Annotated in this window: 19 protein-coding genes; 13 read left to right on the forward strand and 6 right to left on the reverse strand. The window is 70.3% G+C overall.

Going from position 1 to position 17,108, the window contains the following annotated elements:
• The first annotated feature begins 2 nt into the window (after positions 1-2).
• The 7 genes from DAERI_RS19040 (at position 3) to DAERI_RS19075 (ending at position 6,950) form a co-directional block, all read left to right on the forward strand.
• Entirely contained in the window at positions 3-530 is a 528-nt protein-coding gene (locus tag DAERI_RS19040; RefSeq protein ID WP_103131017.1) for a macro domain-containing protein, read from the forward strand.
• Positions 531-775: 245 nt separating this feature from the next.
• On the forward strand, positions 776-1,807 hold the full coding sequence (locus tag DAERI_RS19045; RefSeq protein ID WP_103131018.1) for a S66 family peptidase: 1,032 nt from the start codon (positions 776-778) through the stop codon (positions 1,805-1,807).
• Positions 1,808-1,868: 61 nt separating this feature from the next.
• Complete coding sequence (locus tag DAERI_RS19050) at positions 1,869-2,621, forward strand: metallophosphoesterase family protein (RefSeq protein WP_103131019.1); 753 nt, start codon at positions 1,869-1,871, stop codon at positions 2,619-2,621.
• Between the two features lie 231 nt (positions 2,622-2,852).
• Positions 2,853-3,788, forward strand: a complete 936-nt coding sequence (locus DAERI_RS19055; RefSeq protein ID WP_103131020.1) for a DNA polymerase III delta subunit-related protein — start codon at positions 2,853-2,855, stop codon at positions 3,786-3,788.
• A gap of 250 nt (positions 3,789-4,038) precedes the next feature.
• Positions 4,039-4,683, forward strand: a complete 645-nt coding sequence (locus DAERI_RS19065; protein WP_103131022.1) for an MBL fold metallo-hydrolase — start codon at positions 4,039-4,041, stop codon at positions 4,681-4,683.
• A gap of 54 nt (positions 4,684-4,737) precedes the next feature.
• The gene (locus DAERI_RS19070) at positions 4,738-5,925 is read left to right on the forward strand and encodes a low temperature requirement protein A (protein ID WP_103131023.1); all 1,188 of its coding nucleotides are present in this window, start codon (positions 4,738-4,740) and stop codon (positions 5,923-5,925) included.
• A 353-nt stretch (positions 5,926-6,278) separates the two neighbouring features.
• Complete coding sequence (locus DAERI_RS19075; protein WP_103131024.1) at positions 6,279-6,950, forward strand: DUF2270 domain-containing protein; 672 nt, start codon at positions 6,279-6,281, stop codon at positions 6,948-6,950.
• Here the strand turns inward: DAERI_RS19075 and DAERI_RS19080 are convergent.
• The 3 genes from DAERI_RS19080 to DAERI_RS19090 are packed head-to-tail and all read right to left on the reverse strand — an operon-like array spanning position 6,929 to position 9,004.
• Positions 6,929-7,738, reverse strand: coding sequence for a CDP-alcohol phosphatidyltransferase family protein (locus tag DAERI_RS19080; RefSeq protein WP_103131025.1), 810 nt, complete (start codon positions 7,736-7,738; stop codon positions 6,929-6,931). The two genes, DAERI_RS19075 and DAERI_RS19080, sit on opposite strands and share 22 nt — an antisense overlap.
• A gap of 4 nt (positions 7,739-7,742) precedes the next feature.
• Positions 7,743-8,117 carry a hypothetical protein gene (locus tag DAERI_RS19085; RefSeq protein WP_103131026.1) on the reverse strand — a complete coding sequence of 125 codons (375 nt, stop codon included), beginning with the start codon at positions 8,115-8,117 and terminating at the stop codon, positions 7,743-7,745.
• Entirely contained in the window at positions 8,114-9,004 is an 891-nt protein-coding gene (locus DAERI_RS19090; protein ID WP_103131027.1) for a hypothetical protein, read from the reverse strand. The genes DAERI_RS19085 and DAERI_RS19090 overlap by 4 nt, the downstream gene beginning before the upstream one ends.
• Positions 9,005-9,072: 68 nt before the next feature.
• Here DAERI_RS19090 and DAERI_RS19095 point away from each other — a divergent pair, with 68 nt between their 5' ends.
• From DAERI_RS19095 to DAERI_RS19105, 3 genes are all read left to right on the forward strand, one after another.
• A complete protein-coding gene (locus DAERI_RS19095; RefSeq protein ID WP_103131028.1) occupies positions 9,073-9,843 on the forward strand; it encodes an APH(3') family aminoglycoside O-phosphotransferase in 771 nt (256 codons plus the stop codon).
• 263 nt (positions 9,844-10,106) lie between these two features.
• Entirely contained in the window at positions 10,107-12,341 is a 2,235-nt protein-coding gene (locus DAERI_RS19100; protein WP_103131029.1) for an MMPL family transporter, read from the forward strand.
• An 86-nt stretch (positions 12,342-12,427) separates the two neighbouring features.
• On the forward strand, positions 12,428-12,658 hold the full coding sequence (locus DAERI_RS19105; RefSeq protein ID WP_103131030.1) for a hypothetical protein: 231 nt from the start codon (positions 12,428-12,430) through the stop codon (positions 12,656-12,658).
• A gap of 55 nt (positions 12,659-12,713) precedes the next feature.
• Here DAERI_RS19105 and thrB read toward each other — a convergent pair whose 3' ends face one another.
• Positions 12,714-13,646: a homoserine kinase gene (gene thrB / locus DAERI_RS19110; RefSeq protein ID WP_103131031.1), complete on the reverse strand. Its 933-nt coding sequence runs from the start codon at positions 13,644-13,646 to the stop codon at positions 12,714-12,716.
• 103 nt (positions 13,647-13,749) lie between these two features.
• Positions 13,750-14,787, reverse strand: coding sequence for a threonine synthase (gene thrC, locus DAERI_RS19115; protein WP_103131032.1), 1,038 nt, complete (start codon positions 14,785-14,787; stop codon positions 13,750-13,752).
• A 307-nt stretch (positions 14,788-15,094) separates the two neighbouring features.
• Between thrC and DAERI_RS19120 the strand changes: the two genes are divergently transcribed.
• Both DAERI_RS19120 and rpmB read left to right on the forward strand, forming a co-directional pair.
• On the forward strand, positions 15,095-15,364 hold the full coding sequence (locus tag DAERI_RS19120; protein WP_019588798.1) for a GlsB/YeaQ/YmgE family stress response membrane protein: 270 nt from the start codon (positions 15,095-15,097) through the stop codon (positions 15,362-15,364).
• A gap of 187 nt (positions 15,365-15,551) precedes the next feature.
• The gene (rpmB, locus tag DAERI_RS19125) at positions 15,552-15,767 is read left to right on the forward strand and encodes a 50S ribosomal protein L28 (protein ID WP_103131033.1); all 216 of its coding nucleotides are present in this window, start codon (positions 15,552-15,554) and stop codon (positions 15,765-15,767) included.
• A gap of 63 nt (positions 15,768-15,830) precedes the next feature.
• On the opposite strand, the gene lspA is transcribed toward rpmB, so the two are convergent.
• The gene (gene lspA / locus DAERI_RS19130; protein ID WP_235610464.1) at positions 15,831-16,361 is read right to left on the reverse strand and encodes a signal peptidase II; all 531 of its coding nucleotides are present in this window, start codon (positions 16,359-16,361) and stop codon (positions 15,831-15,833) included.
• Between the two features lie 74 nt (positions 16,362-16,435).
• Between lspA and DAERI_RS19135 the strand changes: the two genes are divergently transcribed.
• Positions 16,436-16,903, forward strand: a complete 468-nt coding sequence (locus DAERI_RS19135) for an S-ribosylhomocysteine lyase (protein WP_165794295.1) — start codon at positions 16,436-16,438, stop codon at positions 16,901-16,903.
• Positions 16,904-17,108: the final 205 nt, after the last annotated feature.

Here is a 17,108-nt window from a genome sequence, read left to right on the forward strand (position 1 = left end):
CCATGCCACTCGAACTCGTTCAGGGGGACATCGGACAGGAGCGGACCTGCGCGGTCGTGACCGCCGCGAACAGGGAGCTGATGGGCGGCGGCGGGGTGGACGGCGTCATTCACCGCGCCGCGGGGCCGGAACTGCTGCGCGCCATCCGGGCCATCGGCGGCACTCCGACGGGCACGGCGGTGATCACCCCCGCCTTCCGGCTGGAGGCCCAGGGCGTCCGCTTCGTGATTCACGCGGTCGGCCCGATCTGGCGCGGCGGCGGGCAGGGCGAGGCCGAGTTGCTGGCCGGGGTCTACCGGGAGAGCCTGCGGCTGGCCGTGGAGCAGGGGTGCGACTCGGTCGCCTTCCCCGCGATCAGCACCGGGGTATACGGCTACCCGCTCGCGGAAGCGGCGGAGGTCGCCCTGCGAACCATCCGGGATTTTCTGGCAGGCCACCCGGACCTCACCGTCCGTGTGGTGCTGCATGGCTCGGGACCGCTGAATGTTTTTCAAAGGGTGCTGAGCACGCTGGAACAAGACGGGGCTTGAACACAAGGAAGCCCTATCTCCAACACCTGGCTGGGCTGACGAATTGAGCGTGGTTTGGTGTCAGCCAGCTTCAGGGAATGGAGGGCACTTCATAACTCCTGCCCAACCCGAGTGCATAAATTGACTTCCCCTGCATCCCACGGTATCTTCTCCCTATCACCGCCCGGAGAGGCGGCTTTTTTTATCCCCCAACGCGTCCGCCAGCTGGCCCATGCCCCACCCTCAGTCCTCCGGTAGCCTGCCGCATGGCGCCCCATTTCGTCCGCCCACCCCGTCTGCTGCCCGGCTCGCGCGTGGCGGCCCTCAGCCTGTCGAGCGGCTTCGTGACGGAGGTGATGGGCCGCTACCACGCCGGGGTCCGGCAGGTCGCCGGGACGTTCGGCTGGGAGGTCGTGCCCGCCCCGAACGCCCTGCGCGGGCCTGAGTACCTGGACCGGAACCCACAGGCCCGCGCCGACGACCTGCACTGGGCGCTGGGGAACCCGGAAATCCACGGCCTGGTGAGCATTATCGGCGGGGACGACAGCGTGCGGCTGCTCCCCTTTCTCGACCCGGGGATGATCCGCGCCCATCCCAAGGTGTTCCTGGGCTTCAGCGACGCCACCGTCACCCTGACCCAGTTCCTGCGGGCGGGCGTGATGGCCTACCACGGGCCTGCCCTGCTCACCGACCTCGCGGAGAACGGCGGCATCCACCCCTTCGTGGCCGAGGGGGTGCGGCGGGCGGTGGTGGACGAGCCGCGGCCCTTCGACCTGCGGCCCGCCCCCGGGTGGACCGAGTTCCGGCAGGACTGGGCCGACGAGACGCTCCAGGAGGTTCCCCGCCCCTTCCAGCCCGGGGACGGCTGGGTGTGGCTCCAGGGGGAGACGGCGGCCGAGGGGCACCTGATGGGCGGCTGCCTGGAGGTGCTCGACATGCTCAACGGCACCCCCGGCTGGCCCGGCCCCGACCTGTGGAACGGCGCCGTCCTCGCGCTGGAGACGAGCGAGGACGTGCCGCCGCCCGCCCAGGTGGGGTACTGGCTGCGGAACTACGCCGCTCAGGGCATCCTTCCGCGCGCCGCCGGGCTCCTCCTGGCCCGGCCCCGGGGGTATACGCCGGAGATGGCGGAGGCTCTCTACGCCTGGGTGCGGCGCGTGCTGGCCGAGTGCGGGCGACCGGAGATGCCGGTGGTCGCCAACCTGGACTTTGGACACACGAGCCCCCAGCTCACGCTGCCGCTGGGAGGTCAGGCCCGGCTTGACCCCGTCACCCGGCAGGTCACGGTGACGCCTTGAGGGTCAGCCGCCCGGTGGCCGGGGACGTCCACCACCGGGAAGGGGCCGTTATCATGTCGGGGTGCGGCTCCTGCTGCTGTCCGACATTCACGCGAACCAGACGGCGCTGGAGGCCGTGCTGGCTCACGCCGGGTCCCGGTCCTACGACGAGGTGGTTCATCTCGGCGACGCGCTGGGGTACGGCCCCCATCCCCGGCAGGTGCTGAACACGCTGCGCGAGCTCGACGCCGTGTGCCTGCTGGGCAACCACGAGCAGATGCTGCTGGAGGCCGTGGACGGGCGGCGGGTCCGGGCAGGCGGGGTGGTCGCCGACGCGCTGGCCTGGCAGCGGCTCCAGCTCTCCGAGCGGGACCTGGGCTGGGTGCGCGGCTGGCCCGATGGTCTGGAGGCGCCCGGGGTGGGCGCCCGCTATCGCCACGGCACCCCCGTCAGCCTGGACACCTACACCGACTCGGTGACCGCTGCCCGCGACGCCTTCGCGCGCTGGGGTGGCCGCCTGGGCTTCGTGGGGCACACGCACCTGCCCGCCGTGTACGCGACCCTGAACGCCCCGGTGGGGGAGTGGATCAAGCACCAGGCCTTTCCGCAGGGCGGGACTTACCTCGTGCCGCCGGGCGCCCGGGTGATCCTGAATCCCGGCAGCGTGGGCCAGCCACGCGACGGCAACCCGCAGGCCAGTTACGCCCTCTTCGACAGCACGCGCGGCCACTTCGAGGTCTTCCGGGTGTCCTACGACATCGGGCGGGCGCAGGAGGCGACGCTGGCGGCCGGGCTGCCCCCGGTGCTCGCGGCGCGGCTGGCGATCGGAAAGTAGGGTGGAGGTTGGGGTGTGGAGGCAGGGCGGCCCGGGCGTTCTCACCTCTGGTATGAATTGCGGCCCTTTCGTTCCCCTCCGGGAAAGCGCCGAAGGAGAACTTCATTTCGGAATCCGCACCCGTTCCTTCCTCCTCTGCTGCGCAGCGCCACGAGTCCGGTCGGGTTCCACAGGGGTGGCATCCCTGCTCAACCGGAACTCGTGTAACCTCCCCGAGGCGCCCATCCCCCTATGACTACCACCGTCCTCCTCCACGGCCCGCTGCTCGAACAGACGGGCGACTTCCGGGGTAATGCCCTGCTGCTCACCGGCCCGGCGCGGGTGGGCAAGCGCGACGTGGCGCTGGCGGTCGCCGCCCAGCACAACTGCTCGGGCACGCGCGGCATGTACGGGGAGGGCTGCGGGATATGCCCCTCCTGCCGGGCCTTCGCGGCGGGGGCGCACCCCGACCTCCTGATCGTCGAGCCCCGCGCCACCACCTCGACGGGCAAGGCCGCGCGGCGCAAGGTCATCCCCATCGGCGCGATCCTGGAGAACCGCGACAAGGGCCGCGAGTACGAGACGCACGTGTTCGAGTTCCTGGAGGTCCGGCCCACCTTCCGCCGCCGCGTCGTGGTGGTGGACGGCGCCGAGCATCTGGGGGCGGAGGCGGCGAACGCCCTCCTGAAGCTCGTGGAGGAGCCGCCGCACCGGGCGCTGTTCGTCTTCCTGGCCGAGGACGTGCGCGCCGTGATCCCCACCATTGTGAGCCGCAGCGCCCGCCTGAGCGTGACCCCCGCCCCCGACCGCGCCATCGAGCGCACCCTGACCCGGGCGGGCGAGGCGCCGGACGCCGAACTCGTCGCGTTCGCCGCCGGGCGGGCCGGGGTCCTGGCCGACCGGGAGGCCGTGCGCGCGGCCCTGACCGACGCCGCCGAGTTCACCCACGCGCTGAATACCGGCCTGCTGAGTGCGCTGGAGGCCGCCGAGCGGCTGGAGAAGCGCTGGAACGCCGACTGGCACCCCGAGGCGCTGCGCTTCACCTGGCGCACCCTCTCGGCCCACGAGCGCGCCCGCGCCGACGCCGCCCTGGAGGCCCTGCAAACCGCGCTGGAGGCCTACGCCAGCCCCAGCCTGAGCTTCCAGGTCTTCGTCCTGAATCTGCGGGAGGCGCTGGGGGAGGGGTGAGGGGGATTGCTCTCATGGTGGTCCGTGAGATTGAACATCTCCCGCGTCTGCTGAAGGGTGACCACGTTGGCGACGACGCCGGTGGTGCCGTCCGCCTGCTTGATCTTATCCCCCACCTTGAGGTGCCCGGCGCCGACCCAGTGCTCGTTCAGGTTCTCGTGGCCGACGGGCTTTGGTCAGTTCCCACCGTCAGACCACTCCTTGACGTAGAAGGGGTGTTTGCCCCATCTTCCGCCCTACACTCCTCCCCATGACGAGGGCGAGACAACACGGCGCCGCGCGGGTATGGACCCTCCCGACCGGGCCACTTCAGGAGAACGCGGTGCTGGTGGCGGGGCAAGGTGGGGAGGGCTTTCTCTTCGATCCAGGTGACGACGCGGAACGGGTGTTGGCGCTCGTGCGCGATGCGGGCGTGACGGTGCGGGGCATTCTGCTCACCCACGCGCATTTCGACCACATCGGGGCGGTGCAGCCGGTGCGGGAGGCGCTGGGTGTGCCGGTGTACCTCCACCCCGCCGACCTGCCGCTCTACCGGATGGGGGCGGCGTCGGCGGCCCGCTGGAACCTGCCCTTCGTCCAGCCGGAGGCACCTGAGCACGAGATCACGCAGGGGCAGACCTTCACGGCGGGCGACCTCACCCTGAAGGCGCGGGAGTTGCCGGGCCACGCGCCAGGACACGTCGTGTTCGTCGGGGACGGCTTCGTGGTGGTGGGGGACACCCTCTTCCAGGGGAGCATCGGGCGGACGGACCTGCCGGGCGGGAACCATCCCCAACTCATCGCGGGGATTGAGCGGGAGTTGCTGAGCTTGCCGGACGACACCGCCGTCTATCCCGGCCACGGCCCGTCCACCACCATTGGGGCCGAGCGGCGCACCAACCCCTTCCTGCGCTGACCCTCCCCATTCGGCCAGGAGGCGGCCCGGCAGGCGGGTGCGTTAAGGTCGGGCATGTTGCGGAACTACCGCCTCTGGTGGCACGCGCCCCGGGTCCACGAGCCGGGGGATCAGGCCCGGCGGGTGACCTGGCTGGAACTGTTCTACGACCTGGTGTTCGTGGTGGTGATCTCGCGGCTGGCGCACCACCTCGCGGCGCACCCGGACGCGCGCAGCCTGGGGGAATTCCTGCTGCTGTTCGTGCCGGTGTGGTGGGTATGGCTCAGCATCGCCTATTACAACGAGCGCTTCGAGACCTACGACCTGAGCTTCCGGGTCCTCACCCTCCTTCAGATGCTGGTGGTCGCCGCGATGGCCGCTAACGCCGAGTACGGGCTGGGGAAGACCGCCACCGGCTTCGCGCTCTCGTATGCGTCCGCGCGGCTGCTGATCGTGCTGATGTGGTGGCGGGCGGGGCGGCACAACCCGCGGGCGCGGCCCGTCACCGACCTGTACGTGCGGAACTTCAGTGTCTCGGTGGGGCTGTGGGGCATCGCCGCCTTTCTCACCGGCCCGGAGGCGCTGGCCCTCAAGGGGGCGGGCCTCCTGATCGACCTGTTCACGCCGCTGCTCACGCTGGCCGACCAGCGCCGGGCCTTTCCCGCCTCGGCGCGTAAACTGCCCGAACGCTTCGGGCTGTTCGTGATCATCGTGCTGGGCGAGAGCCTGGTGGGGGTCGTGAACGGGCTGGCCGACGTGCCGCGCCTGGACGCCGTGACGCTGCTGCGCTTCGTGCTGGGCTTTGGGCTCGGCTTCGGGCTGTGGTGGGTGTACTTCGACTTCATCGGTCGCCGCGAGCCGGATTCGCAGGACCGCTGGCGCTTTTTCGCCTGGTCGTACCTGCACCTGCCGCTGGTGATCGGCATCACGGTGGTCGGGGCGATGGTGCAGCATGCCGTCGCGCTGCGGGCGGACGTGCAGCCGGGGGTGCCCTGGCTGCTCGCCGGGGGCTTCGCCCTGTACTACGCCGCCTGCGCCGGGCTGGAGTTCACCCTGGAACCCGACGATCCCCCGCTTGTCCGCCTGGGGCCTATCGTCCGTCTGCGGCTGCTGACGGCGGGGGCCGCGCTCGCGCTGCCGCTGCTGCTGCACACGGTGTCGGGCCTGGTGCTGGGCCTGATCGCCCTGCACGGGGTGCACATGGTCGTGGGGCTGCGGGCCTGGTTCGCCAGCGGGAACGCGGGGCGGCCCGACGTGCATTAGCCTCCCGCGAAAAAGAGCGCCCAGGAAAAGGTCTGGCGTTGGTCTCAACCCGGGACAACGCTCCTGCGCCCCTTCCTCCTGGGCTGTTCCGACCCCCTCCCCTCGTGGGAGAAGGCCTGGCGCAGCCAGGGGTGAGGGCGCGCCCCATCAGCGCCGCTTCCAACGCTGGGACGGCCCGGAGAGAGGAGCCTGGGCCAGGGCACCCGTACGGGCTTTCTGCCTTCGCCGCCTTTCGCCGCAAGCCTGTGGAGTCCGCCCCCGGATGGGTCCCCCGTCCACCTTTCCTTCGACCGTCGGGTTTACGCTATGGCTATGTTTTCCCGCCGCAACCTCTGCGCCCCCCTCCTCCGCCCATGCCCGGTGTAAAGGGTGCACCGGGGGCCGCGCTCGATGCCCTCACCGATGTCAGTTACAGCACGAACACGGCGAACGCGCTGATCCACCTCTACCGCGCCGAGGTCGGCAAGATGACCGCCTACCGTCAGCGCCTGGACATGACGACCAACTGGTCGGTGGTGACGACGGCGGGCCTGGCCTCCTTCGCCCTGGGGAGCCCCAACAACAGCCACGCCACCTTCCTCTTCGCCATGTTCATGAACTACTTCTTCCTGCGGCTGGAGGCCCGGCGCTTCCGCATCTACGAGATCGCCCACCACCGGGTGCGGATCATGGAGCGCTTCTTCTACCCCGCCATGCTGGGTGACCGGGTGGACCCCGGCTGGCACCAACTGCTCCTCGCCGAACTGAGTAAACCTCGCAGCCCGATGAGCCGGCTGGACGCGCTGGGGTGGCGGCTGAACCGCAACTACCTGTGGATCTACACGGGCGTGCTGCTGGGGTGGTTCGCCAAGCTGGACATGGACCAGCCCAAGGGCTGGGTGCTGGAATTCCCGGACGCCCTGTCCCTGGCCGACATCGGGAGCTTTCCGGGGTGGCTGGTGTTTCTGGGCGTGTTCGTGTTCTACGGCTTCCTGATCGGGCTCGCCATCCGCGCGGCGCGCACCTACCCGCTCGAGGAGGGGTAAGAGGGGTGGGGCTGCCGACCCCTCCGCACCTGGTCCTCCCGCCAGAGCTGCACGCCCGCCAGCAGCAGGGCCTGCCCGGGCAGGCTCCACAGGTAGAGGTGCGGTCGGCGCAGCAACAGGCAGGCACCCAGGGCGAGGAGCTGGGTACTCAGGCCGAGGTTCACTGCGACCCGGTTGATGGCCCGGGGCGTGTAGGCGAAGTGGTCGGCAGAGGTCGGCCCTCCTCCAGTCACGGCGCGCAGCCGACGCTCGAATAACGCACCCAACACCCGCTCCTGCGGCGTGAAATACAGGCCGTAGACGAGCTTCAGGACGGAAAGGACGCGCGGATCGTCCCCGGCCTGTGCGGGAGGGTCGCGGAACACCTCGCCCCGCGCCGCCCGGTGGTCCCGTTCCCACAGGTAGTCCACGCTCAGGATCAGGCTTTGCAGCAGGGTGAGGGGGAGGCCCCAGCGCCCGGCCAGCCCGATCAGCACGGCGGCGTTGACGATCACGTCCCCCTCCGAGTCGAGGTAGCGGCCCGTCTCGGTCGTCTGCCCGGTTGCGCGGGCGAGCTGCCCGTCGAGGTTGTCGAGCAGGGTCTTGGTCTGGAGGAGCAGGGCGGGGGCTACCCGGTGCCCGCGCCGCAGCAGGACGCCCGTGAACACGCCCAGCGCCGTATGGGTCAGCACCACGTGGAGAGGGTTGACCCGGCGGCGGGCGAGCGGCGGCACCAGCCGTTCCGCCAGGGGCCGGAACACGCTCTCGGCCGCCCACTCGCGGGCGGGGCGGGCCTTGGCGTGCGTCACCCGGCTACCGTCGCCCGGCCCCGCCGCGCGGGGGACCCTTGCGGACGCCCGCGAAGCGGTTGCGCTCCCTGCGGCGCTCGGCGCTCGTGAGGCCCTTCTTGTTCGTGCGCGCTCCACTGGTCCGGCCCGGTCCTCCCCGCGCGGGAACGAAGGTGTCCACCGTCAGGAAGCGGAACAGCGGGATGTACAGCAGCAGCACGAAGATCAGGGTGCCCCACCACGTGTCCAGGTACGGCCCAAGCCCGAAGGCCCGCCCCACCGCCGAGAGGACCGTGGCGAGCACGGTGAAGAGCAGCACCCGCACGAGCAGCCGCAGCAGCTTGGGCCGCGTGAAGCCCGGCGTGGGGTCGGGCGTGACGAGCCAGCGCCAGAACCTCATGCGCCCGCCCCCTCGGCGGCGGGGCGGGCGGCGGCCCCCAGCGTCACCCGGTCGCGGAAGGCCGTCAGCTCCGGCCACTCGGTCTGCCCGGCGTCCACGTCGATCACGAGCGCGGGCTTGTGCGTTCCCCGCGCCAGGCGCTCCAGCACCCGGCGGTGCGCCCCGTCGCGGGCGGGCGCGGCGAGCAGGACGCCCCGCACGGCGCTCTTGCCCTCCAGCAGCCGCAGGGCGCCGAAGAGTTCCTTTTCGCCCGCCGGGGCCGTCTCCGCCCGCTCCATCCGCTCGCCCCGCGCCTCAACCTGCGAGGCGGGCAGGTCGGGGGAGTAGACGGGGTGCAGGCCCAATTCGTCGAGTGCCGCCCGCAGCCCGGCGCTCAGGTCCGGGTCGCCCAGCAGGGCGCGCGGGCCGATCACGGCGACCGTGGCGCGCGAGGCCCGGCTGAGCGTCGGCATCTCCTCACGCCCGCCCGCCGCCAGGGGTTTGACCCGCTCCAGGGCCAGCCGCACCCGGCCCGGGTTGCGGGTCAGCCCCTGGCCCAGCTCCAGCGCCGCCGCCGTCATCTCCGGCCCGCCGTCCGGCAGGGCGAGAAGCTGGGGCAGGCCGCTGATGCGCCGGGGCAGCAGCTCCGTCAGGGCCTCGCCCCAGGGGTCGTCGCGCACGGGGGCCGTCTGCGGAATCAGCACCGCATCCACCCGCCCGAGTTCAAGCACGCGCCCCAGCACGAGCTGCACCTGCACGGGTTCGCCCGGCAGGCTCGCCTGGCCCAGCGCCCACGCCTCCTGGGCGGGGAGGGCAGGCCGCACCACCTCCACCCCGAGTTCCTTGAGAAACGCCGCCCAGTACCGCGTGTAGCGGGCGCCCAGCACATCCAGCAGACCGACCTTCATTCCACGCAGTGTATAGGCCCGGCGGCCCGGGACAGGGGGACGCCACCCTTTCCCCTATCCTGCCGGGCATGACCCTCACCCTGCCCGAGTCCCTGCGCCGGGTGCTCCCCGCCGCCCGTTGGGAAAGCGTCACCCACGGCGAGAGCGGGGCGGGCGTGTGGCGCAGCCAGCGGTTCGTGGTGAAGGTGCAGGAACGCGGAGGGTCGCCCGTCAGTACCCTCCTCCAAGAGCGGGAGCGGCTGCGCTGGTTCCGGGGCCGGGTGCCCGTGCCCGCCGTGGTCGGCTACGAGGTGACGGACACGCACGAGTACCTCGCCATGACCCGCCTGCCCGGCATTCCCATGAGTGACCCCGACGCCCTGCTGCACCCGGGGCGCGTCACCGACCTCCTCGCCCGGGCGCTGCGCGAGCTGCATGCCCTTCCCGTGCGCGAGTGCCCCTTCAACATGACCCTGCCCGTCACCCTGCGCCTCGCCCGCGAGCAGGTCGAGGCGGGGCGGGTGGACGAGGCCGACTTCGACGACGAACGGCAGGGCTGGAGTGCCGCCCAGGTTTGGAAAGAACTGGTCCGCACTCGGCCCACCCAAGAAGATGTGGTCGTCACCCACGGCGACCCCTGCCTTCCCAACCTCATCCTGAACGGCGCGTACGTGGAGGGTTTCATCGACGTGGGACGCGCGGGTCTGGCCGACCGCCATGCCGACCTCGCCCTGACGTACCGGAGCCTCATTCGCAATATCGACCAGGAACACGCCGAGCGCTTTCTCGATCTCTACGGGCGGGAGTTCGTCGATGGGGGGAAGCTGGCGTATTACCGATTACTGGATGAATTGTTCTGACCTACCGAGGGGCCGGGCTTCCTTTCCCCGAGGGGCACTCGCGCACCTGAGGTACCTCGCGGGTGAGGTATTGGTCATCCCGGCTGCGTCTCCCCTCGCCCCGGCGCTGGGCGCCGACTTTCCTCCGCGAGGGGAGGGGGTGAAGTCGTCCTCGGCTATGCCCTCGGTTACGCCCACTCGCTCCTGACCCTGCCCACGGAGTTCCAGGTCAACTGCCGTCTCGCCTACCGGGCGCCGCCTCACCCCATGCTCTACTGCCCCTCGTGCGTGCGCTTGCCCTCCTCGTGACCCGTCGGCCCTGGCTGGTGCTGCTGCTGTGGGCGCTGCTCGCCGCCGTGAGTGCCTATCCGGCCTCGCTCGCCCCGAGGAATCTCAGCGCCAATCCCGGGGAATTGAAGGACGCCGAGAGTTCCCGCGTGACGGCCCTGCTCCGCGAGCGCTTCGGCGAGAGGGACACGAACACGGCCCTGCTGGTCACCCGCTCGAACCCGCCCCTGAGTACGCCGCAGGGCCGGGCCGTCTACGACCGTTTCGTCACCGATTTGGAGGCGGTACCGGGCGTCACCCGCGTGCTGCGGGCGGGAGTGCAGGGAACGGTGCCCACCGTCAGCCCGGACGGCACGCTGGCCCTGACCGTCGCGCAGATTCCGCTGCGGGAGGGGGCGAGTGGGGCGCTGGCCCGGGTGCGCGCCTACGCCGAACAGGCAGAGCAGGAGCTGGGGGGGGGGCGGCTCGACGTGCGCGTCACGGGCGGGCAGGCCATCGCGGACGATTTCACCGCCTTCGCCGAGGGGGACACCAAACGCAGCGAGTTCGCGGCCCTGCCCCTCACCGGGCTCGTGCTGCTGGGCGTCTTTGGGGCCCTCGTCGCCACCGGGCTGCCGCTGGCCGTCGGGGTCCTGAGCATCACGGTGGCGATGGCGGGACTGTACGGGCTGACGCGGGTGGCGGAGGTGTCCACCTTCGCCCAGAGTGTGATCACCCTGATCGGCCTGGGGGCGGGGATCGACTACGCCCTGCTCATGGTCAACCGCTTCCGCGAGGAACTGGCGCGGGACGGGGACTCGCGGGCGGCGGCGGCCAGAACCGTCCTCACCGCCGGGCGCAGCGTGCTGTTCAGCGGCCTGACGGTCGCCATCGCGATGGCCGCCCTGATCATCCCGCCCATCGCCTTTGTGCGCTCGATGGGCCTGGGCGGTGTTCTGGCCGTGCTCCTCACCGTGCTGGCGAGCGTGACCGCGCTGCCCGCCCTGCTGGCGCTGCTCGGCGAACGGGTGAACAGCCCCCGGCTCCTCAGGTTCACCTGGAGTCAGAGCGCGGGGGTCTCCGGGGCGTGGACCGCCTTCGCCCGGCGGGTGACGGCGCGGCCCTGGCTGGCGGTCATTCTCAGCACCCTCTTCCTGCTCGTGCTCGCGCTGCCCGCCCTGGGGATGAGGACCGGGTACGCGGGCGCCTGGGGCCTCACGCCCGGGGTGGAGAGCCGGGATGCCCTCGCCGACGTGCGTGACCTGGGGGCGGGCGGCCTCCTCAGCCAGTTTGAGGTCATCCTCGACCTGGGGGGCAGGCGGTACGGCCCGGAGGACCGCGCCCGGTTCCGGCAGGTGGTGAATGACCTGCGCGCGTTGCCCGGCGTGCAAGCGGTCATCAGCCCCTTCCTCACGCCCGCTGACCTGGCTGGGGAGGTTGGGAACAGGGGGACAGACACACTGGGAGCCCTGAGCCTCCTCACCCGCCGCTCCTTCAGCGAGGACCGGACCCTGCTGCGCGTCACCGTCGTCCCAGGCACCTACCTGCGTGCCGACCAGATCGACCCCTTCGAGGCGCGGCTGCGGGCGACGCTTTCGCGGAGCGGGTTCCGCTTCCTGTTGGGCGGCGCCCCGGTCGGCGAGCGCGAGTTCAGCCGGGCGATCACGGACGCGCTGCCCGCAGCCGTCCTTACCGTTTTCGGGGCGACCTTCCTGCTGCTGACGGTCGCCTTCCGCAGCCTGCTCGTGCCTCTCAAGAGCATCCTGATGAACGCGCTGACGGTGGGCGCGGCTTACGGGGTCGTCACGCTCGTCGTGCAGGAGGGCTTTCTCGCCGGGCCGCTCGGCATTCCGCGGGACGTGGGCGTCCTCGACTCCAGCCTGCCCCTGATCCTCTTCGCGGTGCTCTTCGGCCTGAGCATGGATTACGAGATTTTCCTGCTCTCCCGCGTGCAGGAGGAGGTGCTGCGCGGCCACCCCAACGACGAGGCGGTGGTCCTCGCCGTGGGCCGCACCGCCCGGATCATCACGTCGGCGGCCCTGATCATGTTCATCGTGTTCTGCGCCTTTGTCGTCGGGCGGGTCGTCGCCAACAAGAGCATCGGCCTGGGGCTGGCCGTCGCGGTGGCCCTGGACGCCACCCTCGTGCGGCTCGTCCTCGTGCCCGCCTTCCTCAAGATCGCGGGGCACTGGAACTGGTGGCTGCCAGGCTGGCTGGGCCGCCGGATGCCCAGGGTCCGGGTGGAGCACTGAGGGACGGCGAAAGATCCGCGTCAGACAGCAGGAGTCCAATGATGAAGAGTTCCTTCAGACCGTGGGGGAACCCTCCCGGAGGCACAATGCTGACCGTCCATCTTCACCTCTGCAACGGCGACGTCATCACCATCCCCATGACCCGCTCCCAGCGGGACCGACTGGGCCGCACGTTGAACCAGGCCGTCCTCCCCGTCACGCCCTTCGAGGCGACGGTGGATGGTGCCGACCTCTCGATCCCGTGGCGCTCCATCGCCTACCTGTCCTCGCCCGCCCAGCCGAAGACTGAGCTGCTGTCCGGCCAGGCGGCGGATTAAAGACTCTGACCCTCCTGCCCCGCTTCGGCGGGGTTTTTGCTTTCTCCTGCGGTTCTCAGTCCTTGACTGGGGAGCCCTGCTGCTGCCTCTCCACGACCGTTCCCCGCGTATCGATGGGCAGGTCGAGGACCCGCCCGGTCAGCCCGTTCTTGGTCATCACCCCGTGCAGGTAACGGTGCAGCCGCTCGGTGTTCTCCCGCGTGTCGTGGAAGCACAGCACGGTCGGCCCCGCCCCGCTCAGCGCCGCGCCCAGCGCGCCGTGGCGGTGCGCCTCCTCCAGAATGTCGCTCAGGCCGGGCACGAGCGGCGCCCGCCAGATCTGGTGGATGTAGTCCTGCATCGCGTGCCGCAGCAGGTCGAGCCGCCCCTGCGCGAGGGCGGCGGCCAGCAGCGCCGCGTGCGAGAGGGCGTGGACGGCGTCGGCCCGGCTGTATTCCCCCGGCAGCACGGCGCGGGCCTTGCTCGTGCTGAGTTCGAAGTCGGGGATGAGGACCGTCACGCCCAGGTTCGCCGGGGGGTCCAGCCGGACGTAATGCGTGCCCAGCTTGTCGAGCGTGGCGACCACGATGCCGCCGAAAAGGGCCGGGGCCACGTTGTCGGGGTGCCCCTCCTCACGCGCGGCCACGTCCAGCACCTGCTCGTCGCTCAGGGGCCGGCCTAGCAGCTCGTTCCCGGCCACGATTCCCGCTACGAGCGCGGCGGCGCTGCTCCCGAGCCCCCGGGCCAGCGGCACCTCCGTCTCGATCTCGACGCGGGCGGGGGGGAGGGGCCGCCGTGCCCGCCCGGCCGCCAGCTCCATCGCCCGGTACACGTAGTTGCCCTCGTCGGCGGGGGTGCCCTCCAGCTCAGGGCCAAGGGGTACGACCTCGGTAACCTCCTGGGGCGTGACCCGCAGCGTGGTGTAGAGGGGCACGCTCAGTCCCAGGCTGTCGAACCCGGGGCCGAGGTTGGCGCTCGACGCGGGGGCGCGAACAGTGAAGGAGGTCATGGGGCGACTCCGGGAGATGGGGGCAGAAGGCGGAGGGCGGGGGGCCAGCAAAAGCCCACGCTCCGGGCCGCCCTCCGCCTCTTGCTTCCTGCCACCAGCCCTCTCAAAGAATGCTCTCCAGCACCCGCTCCATATGCGCCTCGACCGCCCGCGGAGCCTCGACCGAGCGCAGCGCCGCATCGGGATCCTTCAGGCCGTTACCCGTGAGGACGGCGACGACGGTTTGGCCCGGCGTAAGCCTCCCGGCGGCGTGCAGCTTCAGCAATCCGGCAATCGGGGTGGCGCTCGCCGGTTCGCAGAACACGCCCTCGGCGGCGACGAGGTTGTAGGCGTGCATGATCTCCTCGTCGGAGGCCATGTCGAACAGGCCCCCCGACTCGCGCACGGCGGCCCGGGCGAGGTCGGCGCTCGCCGGGTTGCCGATGCGGATGGCGGTGGCGAGGGTCTGCGGCTCGTCCACGATGGCGTCCCGCACGAAGGGCGCGGCCCCCTCAGCCTGAAAGCCCCACATCCTCGGCAGGCTGCGGCTCTTGCCCGCCTCCCGGTACTCCCGGAAGCCCATCCAGTACGCGCTGATGTTGCCCGCGTTCCCCACCGGGATGGCGAGGATGTCGGGCGCCCGGCCCAGCACGTCCACGATCTCGAAGGCGCCCGTCTTCTGCCCCTGGAGGCGGTAGGGATTGACCGAGTTCACCAGGGCGATGGGATGCTCGGCGCTGATCTGCCGCACGAGTTTCAGGGCCGCGTCGAAGTTCCCGTTGATCGCCACGATCCTCGCCCCGTACGCCATCGCCTGGGCGAGCTTGCCCAGGGCGATGTTCCCGTCGGGAATCAGGACGATGCACCTCAGCCCGGCGCGGGCGGCATACGCGGCGGCGGCGGCGCTCGTGTTCCCGGTGCTCGCGCAGATGATCGTGTCCGCCCCGTCCTCGACCGCCTTGGCGACCGCCATCACCATGCCCCGGTCCTTGAAGCTCCCGGTGGGGTTGAGCCCCTCGTACTTCAGGTAAAGGTCCACGCCCAGGCGCTCGCTGAGCTTCGGGGCGGGAATCAGGGGCGTGTTCCCCTCGTGCAGGGTCAGGGGAGGCGTCCGGTCGGTGAGGGGCAGGTACTCGCGGTAGCGTTCGATCAGTCCGGGCATGCGGGATTCCTCCGTGCCGCCCCGGAACTTCCCGGAGCAGCCAAGTCGGCCCATGCTACCGGGCGCTCTCGTGCTGATCACGGTGGAGGTAAGACAGGCCCGCTGGCCGTCAGCCTCCCGTCAGAGATGAGGAGGGCGCCGCCTTTTTCTAGAGCAGGGACTTAAACGGGGTTAGCGGGACATCCATCCCGTCTTTGCTCTGCCTTGAAAAGGTGATGGGCTACACACTGGGTGGGAGCGGGGAGTCTCATTGTGCCATCACAACGAGGAGCAAGTCGTTGGAACTCAACGTCCTGGAGGTCAAAATATGAGTTGGATCATCCTGATTCTGGTGGGTGCGCTGTGCGGCTGGCTCGCAAGCCTGATCATGAAGACCGACGCCCAGCAGGGCGCGGTGGCGAACATCCTGATCGGCATCGTCGGCGCGCTGCTGGCACAGTGGCTCTTCGGTAGTCTGCTGGGCATCGGCGGCGCGAACGCGGCTGGCAATGGCTTCAGCTTCTGGAGCATCATCTGGGGCATCGTCGGCAGCGTTATTCTCATTGCCATCCTCAAGGCCCTGCGCGTCCTGCGTTAATCCGCTCCTCGCAAAGCCGAACTCCCCCAGGGATGTTCGGCTTTTTTGTGGCCCGCGCTCCCCCTTGCGGCGTGGCCCGGTGTGCTACAGTTGGAAGGCTTGCCTGATCCCGTCGGCGCGGCACCAGCCCCACGCGGGCCACCGCCCCCGGCACAACTGCCCGTCAGGCTCAAGAAGGAGTGCGAACATGTCCAAAGTGTGCGAAGTGTGCGGCAAGGGGCCCATCGTGGTCAACTCGGTGATTCGCCGCGGCAAGGCCCGCCGCGAGGGTGGCGTGGGCCGCAAGGTCACCGGCATCACCAAGCGGTCCCAGAAGCCCAACCTCCAGCCCCTGACCGTGACCCGCGGCGGCGTTTCCGTGCGGATGCGCGTCTGCACCAAGTGCCGCAAGAGCTTGATCTGAGCGCCCAAAAGACGGAGCGCCCCTGTCCTGACCGGATGGGGGCGCCCGCTTTTACGGCAATTTCTAGGAAAGATGGCTTCTCGCCCGGCGTTCGCCCACCAGGCTGGCGACGAGCAGCAGCAGGGTGCCCACCACGACGCACGAGTCGGCCAGGTTGAAGATCGGGAAGTTGCCCGCGCGCAGGGCCTGGGTGACCGCGCTCAGGGGCGGCGCGTGGAACATGTCCGTGACTCGCCCGAACCGCAGGCCGTCAATGGTATTCCCGATGGCTCCCGCCGCGATCATGCTCAACACCACCGTCAGAAAGCGGTTCTGGGGCCGCACGACCAGGTAGACCAGGATACCCACCCCCACCAGCAATCGCCCCACGGCGAGCGGCACGGCCGACCCCGAGAACAGGCTCCAGGCCGCCCCGGTGTTGAAGGTGAGCATCCAGTCGAGCACGCCCGGGATGAGGGGGACGGGCGCGGCGCCTTCTGTCAGGTGCGCGAGCGCCCAAGCCTTGAGCGCCTGATCGGCGGCCACCAGCAGGGCGGCGATAAGCAGCGGCACCCAGGCGGGAAAGGTTCGCTGACGTTCGAGGAGGGTGGGCACGAGGCGCAGTATAGGGAGCCGCCGGGCCGGGGCACGTCACATTGTCCCCGTCCTGCCCGCCGACAATGGGGTTTATGGCGAACGTGGAATCCTTCGATCTCGACCACACCAAGGTTCAGGCCCCCTACGTCCGGCTGGCGGGCGTGAAGACCACCCCGCGCGGCGACAGCATCAGCAAGTACGACCTGCGCCTGCTCCAGCCCAACCGCGGCGCCATTGCACCGGCGGCCCTTCACACCCTGGAACACCTTCTCGCCGGATACCTGCGCGACCACCTCCCGAACGTGGTGGACGTGTCGCCCATGGGCTGCCGCACTGGCATGTATATGGCCGTGATCGGCGAGCCGGACGAACAGGGCGTCCTCCGCGCCTTCGAGGCCGCCCTGCGCGATACCGAGGCCCACGACCGCCCCATCCCAGGCGTCAGTGAACTGGAATGTGGCAACTACCGCGACCACGATCTGGAGGCGGCCCGCCAGCACGCGCGTGAAGCCCTGACTCAAGGGTTGAAGGTGCAGGAGACGATCTCGCTGGAGCGCTGAAGTCTCGGGATGATATAGGCCCCCGGCGTCTCTGCCGGGAGTGCTTCTCACCACGGGGAGCAGCGTTGCTGGGAGCCAAGAAATTACCTGGGTCCAGGGCTTGACAGGGAGGGAGCGGGCCTGTATCTTTTCTGAGCCTCAGTGGAGGCGAGCAGCATGACAAGCGAAGGACGTGCGAGAAACGCGTAAATACGCCGTTCCATGC

The organism is Deinococcus aerius, from assembly GCF_002897375.1.
Classification (GTDB): domain Bacteria; phylum Deinococcota; class Deinococci; order Deinococcales; family Deinococcaceae; genus Deinococcus; species Deinococcus aerius.

Excerpts from the sequence above, each read along its gene's own strand:
- DAERI_RS19055 (WP_103131020.1), top strand. The coding sequence starts at position 2,853 with ATGACTACCACCGTCCTCCTCCACGGCCCGCTGCTCGAACAGACGGGC.
- thrC (WP_103131032.1), bottom strand. The coding sequence starts at position 14,787 with ATGCCCGGACTGATCGAACGCTACCGCGAGTACCTGCCCCTCACCGAC.
- DAERI_RS19120 (WP_019588798.1), top strand. The coding sequence starts at position 15,095 with ATGAGTTGGATCATCCTGATTCTGGTGGGTGCGCTGTGCGGCTGGCTC.
- DAERI_RS19045 (WP_103131018.1), top strand. The coding sequence starts at position 776 with ATGGCGCCCCATTTCGTCCGCCCACCCCGTCTGCTGCCCGGCTCGCGC.
- rpmB (WP_103131033.1), top strand. The coding sequence starts at position 15,552 with ATGTCCAAAGTGTGCGAAGTGTGCGGCAAGGGGCCCATCGTGGTCAAC.
- DAERI_RS19070 (WP_103131023.1), top strand. The coding sequence starts at position 4,738 with ATGTTGCGGAACTACCGCCTCTGGTGGCACGCGCCCCGGGTCCACGAG.
- DAERI_RS19090 (WP_103131027.1), bottom strand. The coding sequence starts at position 9,004 with ATGAAGGTCGGTCTGCTGGATGTGCTGGGCGCCCGCTACACGCGGTAC.
- DAERI_RS19065 (WP_103131022.1), top strand. The coding sequence starts at position 4,039 with ATGACGAGGGCGAGACAACACGGCGCCGCGCGGGTATGGACCCTCCCG.
- DAERI_RS19105 (WP_103131030.1), top strand. The coding sequence starts at position 12,428 with ATGCTGACCGTCCATCTTCACCTCTGCAACGGCGACGTCATCACCATC.
- DAERI_RS19095 (WP_103131028.1), top strand. The coding sequence starts at position 9,073 with ATGACCCTCACCCTGCCCGAGTCCCTGCGCCGGGTGCTCCCCGCCGCC.
- DAERI_RS19040 (WP_103131017.1), top strand. The coding sequence starts at position 3 with ATGCCACTCGAACTCGTTCAGGGGGACATCGGACAGGAGCGGACCTGC.
- DAERI_RS19135 (WP_165794295.1), top strand. The coding sequence starts at position 16,436 with ATGGCGAACGTGGAATCCTTCGATCTCGACCACACCAAGGTTCAGGCC.
- thrB (WP_103131031.1), bottom strand. The coding sequence starts at position 13,646 with ATGACCTCCTTCACTGTTCGCGCCCCCGCGTCGAGCGCCAACCTCGGC.
- DAERI_RS19085 (WP_103131026.1), bottom strand. The coding sequence starts at position 8,117 with ATGAGGTTCTGGCGCTGGCTCGTCACGCCCGACCCCACGCCGGGCTTC.
- DAERI_RS19075 (WP_103131024.1), top strand. The coding sequence starts at position 6,279 with ATGCCCGGTGTAAAGGGTGCACCGGGGGCCGCGCTCGATGCCCTCACC.